Origin of the sequence: Pseudomonas sp. NPDC087803 (genome assembly GCF_044742995.1) — a bacterium.
Lineage (GTDB): Bacteria > Pseudomonadota > Gammaproteobacteria > Pseudomonadales > Pseudomonadaceae > Aquipseudomonas.
Genome location: NZ_JBIUVO010000037.1, coordinates 1 through 3,681 on the forward strand (window position 1 = coordinate 1; position 3,681 = coordinate 3,681).

General features: G+C 62.3%; 5 protein-coding genes. 3 read left to right on the forward strand and 2 right to left on the reverse strand.

Annotated features, from left to right (window positions below; genetic code table 11):
- Positions 1-213: 213 nt before the first annotated feature.
- Entirely contained in the window at positions 214-543 is a 330-nt protein-coding gene (gene trxA / locus ACIOUG_RS17770; protein ID WP_401067306.1) for a thioredoxin TrxA, read from the reverse strand.
- A 120-nt stretch (positions 544-663) separates the two neighbouring features.
- Positions 664-1,371, reverse strand: a complete 708-nt coding sequence (locus ACIOUG_RS17775; RefSeq protein ID WP_401067307.1) for a FadR/GntR family transcriptional regulator — start codon at positions 1,369-1,371, stop codon at positions 664-666.
- A gap of 256 nt (positions 1,372-1,627) precedes the next feature.
- On the opposite strand from ACIOUG_RS17775, the gene ACIOUG_RS17780 reads away from it, so the two are divergent.
- From ACIOUG_RS17780 to ACIOUG_RS17790, 3 genes are all read left to right on the forward strand, one after another.
- The gene (locus ACIOUG_RS17780) at positions 1,628-2,413 is read left to right on the forward strand and encodes a transporter substrate-binding domain-containing protein (protein WP_401067308.1); all 786 of its coding nucleotides are present in this window, start codon (positions 1,628-1,630) and stop codon (positions 2,411-2,413) included.
- Positions 2,414-2,435: 22 nt separating this feature from the next.
- Positions 2,436-3,104: an amino acid ABC transporter permease gene (locus tag ACIOUG_RS17785; RefSeq protein ID WP_401067309.1), complete on the forward strand. Its 669-nt coding sequence runs from the start codon at positions 2,436-2,438 to the stop codon at positions 3,102-3,104.
- Positions 3,101-3,681 (forward strand): amino acid ABC transporter permease (locus ACIOUG_RS17790; RefSeq protein ID WP_401067310.1); only part of this gene is annotated, 581 nt, incomplete at its 3' end. The genes ACIOUG_RS17785 and ACIOUG_RS17790, both read left to right, overlap by 4 nt.

The following is a 3,681-nucleotide window of genomic DNA, read 5'->3' on the forward strand; positions in this document are numbered from 1 at the left end:
AAGAAGCTTCTGGCTTAATGAGGCCGCGCCGCGGAGAAGGCGACAGGATCGCGTTCTTGTTCGAAAAGGAGTGCGTCGGCGACGGCTAGCAGGGGGCAGTGGAGAAACCAGTGCGGGGCCGAATGTACCACCTGAGTTTCGGAGCGTCTAGCCCTGAATACGCAAAAAGCCCCGCAAATTGCGAGGCTTTTTTTCGGCGATTTACGACGACGCTTAGATGTTGGCGTCGAGGAAAGCAGCCAGTTGCGACTTCGACAGGGCGCCGACCTTGGTCGCTTCAACATTGCCGTTCTTGAACAGCATCAGGGTCGGGATACCACGCACGCCGTGCTTGGCCGGGGTTTCCTGGTTTTCGTCGATGTTCAGTTTGGCGACGGTCAGCTTGCCTTTGTAAGTCTCGGCAATCTCGTCCAGAACCGGAGCGATCATTTTGCAAGGTCCGCACCATTCAGCCCAGTAGTCGACCAGTACAGCGCCTTCGGCCGTGAGTACGTCGGCTTCGAAGCTGGCGTCGCTAACGTGTTTGATAAGATCGCTGCTCATGGAATTCTCCAGGTTGTAAGCAAAAAAACGTGGCCCATCATATCCGCCCTTCCCTTGTTCAGGAAGCCGCAGTTGATTGAGTCTTGCTATGGCGGCCCATGAGTCTGGGTATAGCTCAAGTCACGCGGTGGCGGGGGCGATGAAGGCGATGCCGGTGCGCAGGGCCGCGTTGCGCACGTGCTCCTGCATGGCCTTCTGCGCCGCGGCGGACGCCCGGCGGGCCAGGGCGCGAAGGATCTTGCGGTGTTCCTGCCAGGTTTCCATCGCCCGTTCGGCGCGGATGAACGGTAGCTTCTGGCTCTCCAGAAAGATCTCGGCACTGGCGGTGAGGATGCTCAGCATCGCCTGATTACCGCTGGCCAGCAGAATGCGCCGGTGAAAGTCGAAGTCGAGTTTCGCCGCCGCCTCGAAATCGCCGGCCTTCAACTGCTCGCGCATCGCCGCGACGTTGTCCTCCAGCGCATCCAGATCGAAGGTGCTCAAGGTCACCGCCGCCAACCCGGCGGCGAATCCCTCCAGGGCATAGCGCAACTGAAAGATATCGAGCGGCGAGGCCTGCGCCGCAAACGGCCAGCCCGGGGCATTGTCAGCCTGCGCAATTTCCACCGGCGCTTGCACGAACACGCCTTTGCCCGGCTGGATGCTGACCACGCCCAGCGCACTGAGCGACGACAGCGCCTCGCGCAGCGACGCCCGGCTGACTCCCAGTTGCACCGCCAGATCCCGTTGCGACGGCAACGCAGCGCCCGCGCCGAAACCCTGCTCGGTGATCAGTTTGCGAATGGCTTGCAGCGCCACTTCGGGTACGGCGCGGGAGATCGAGTTCATGGTTTTTCAGACGAGCCAGGCCAAGGTGCGGCTAGTTGTAAAGCTATTCGCCGGATCCGGCAAGTCGTGCCCCAGCAGGGTTCGGCGCCCTCCGGCGATGCGCTATCGGGGTGCGAAAAACCAGCTGACTGTTCAGACCAGTAAGACCGAACAAACCCGGCAAACCCGCGGCCTGCCGGGGATAAATCCGGGTATTGGCACGGCGCATGCTCTGTCCGATCGCAGAAAACACTTCCCGCCGATCCGGAGATTTGCCATGAGCCTGCGTTACAGCGCCCTCCTTACCGCCCTGTTTGCCAGCCTGATGCTGAGCCAGGCCCCCGCCCACGCCGATGGTCTGGACGACGTGGTCAAACGCGGCACACTCAAAGTCGCCGTGCCCCAGGACTTCCCGCCGTTCGGCTCGGTCGGCCCGGACATGAAACCCCGTGGCCTGGACATCGACACGGCAAAACTGCTGGCCGATCAGCTCAAGGTCAAACTTGAACTGACCCCGGTCAACAGCACCAACCGCATCCCGTTCCTCACTACCGGCAAGGTCGACCTGGTGATCTCCAGCCTGGGCAAGAACCCGGAGCGCGAGAAAGTCATCGACTTCTCCCACGCCTACGCGCCGTTCTACCTCGCCGTGTTCGGCCCGCCGGACGCAGCAATCAGCAGCCTCGACGACCTCAAGGGCAAGACCATCAGCGTCACCCGTGGCGCCATCGAAGACATCGAGCTGAGCAAAGTCGCCCCCGAAGGCGTGACCATCAAGCGCTTCGAAGACAACAACTCGACCATCGCCGCCTACCTCGCCGGCCAGGTCGACCTGATCGCCAGCGGCAACGTGGTGATGGTCGCCATCAGCGAGAAGAACCCGAAACGTGTGCCGGCGCTGAAAGTGAAGCTCAAGGATTCGCCGGTCTACGTCGGCGTGAACAAGAACGAGCCGGCGCTGCTGGGCAAGGTCAACGAAATCCTCGCCACCGCCAAGGCTGACGGCGCGCTGGAGAAAAACTCGCAGACCTGGCTCAAAGAGCCGCTGCCGGCCGATCTCTGACCGGTCGCGCGGGAGACAATTGATGGCTTATCAGTTCGATTTCATGTCGGTGCTGCAAAACACCGATCTGTTGCTGCGCGGCGCACTGTTCACCCTGGAACTGACGGCGATTGGCGCAGTGCTCGGGGTCGGCGTGGGCATCGTCGGCGCGCTGGTGCGGGCGTGGAACATCCGCCCGTTCTCGGCAATCTTCGGCGTCTACGTCGAGTTGATCCGCAACACGCCATTTCTCGTGCAACTGTTCTTCATCTTCTTCGGCCTGCCGTCCCTCGGGGTGCAGATTTCCGAGTGGCAGGCGGCGGTGCTGGCGATGGTGATCAACCTCGGCGCGTACTCGACCGAGATCATCCGCGCCGGCATTCAGGCGATTCCGCGCGGACAACTGGAGGCCGCTGCCGCATTGGCGATGAGCCGCTTCGAGGCATTCCGCCACGTGATCCTGCTGCCGGCGCTGGGCAAGGTCTGGCCGGCCCTGAGCAGCCAGATCATCATCGTCATGCTCGGTTCGGCGGTGTGTTCGCAGATCGCTACCGAGGAGCTGAGCTTCGCCGCCAACTTCATTCAGTCGCGCAACTTCCGCGCCTTTGAAACCTATGCGCTGACCACGCTGATCTACCTGTGCATGGCGCTGCTGATCCGCCAGTTGCTGAACTGGGTCGGCCGCCGCTATATCGCGAGGAGCAGCCGATGAGCGACTTCACCTTCTGGGACATCCTGCGCAACCTGCTCACCGGCCTGCAATGGACGCTGGCGCTGTCGCTGGTGGCGTTCATCGGCGGCGGCCTCGTCGGGCTGCTGATTCTGATCATGCGCATCTCGAAAAACCGGCTGCAGAGCAACATTGCCCGCACCTGGATCGAGCTGTTCCAGGGCACGCCGCTGCTGATGCAACTGTTTCTGGTGTTCTTCGGCGTGGCGCTGGCCGGGATCGAGATCTCGCCGTGGATGGCCGCGGCGATTGCCTTGACGCTATTCACCAGCGCCTATCTGGCGGAGATCTGGCGCGGGTGCGTCGAAGCAATCCCCCATGGCCAATGGGAAGCCTCGTCGAGCCTGGCGCTGAATCCACTGGAGCAGTTGCGCTACGTGATCCTGCCGCAGGCGCTGCGCATCGCCGTGGCGCCAACCGTGGGTTTCTCGGTGCAAGTGGTCAAGGGCACTGCGGTGACCTCGATCATCGGCTTCACCGAGCTGACCAAGACCGGCGGCATGCTCGCCAACGCCACTTTCGAACCGTTCATGGTCTACGGCCTCGTCGCCCTCGGCTA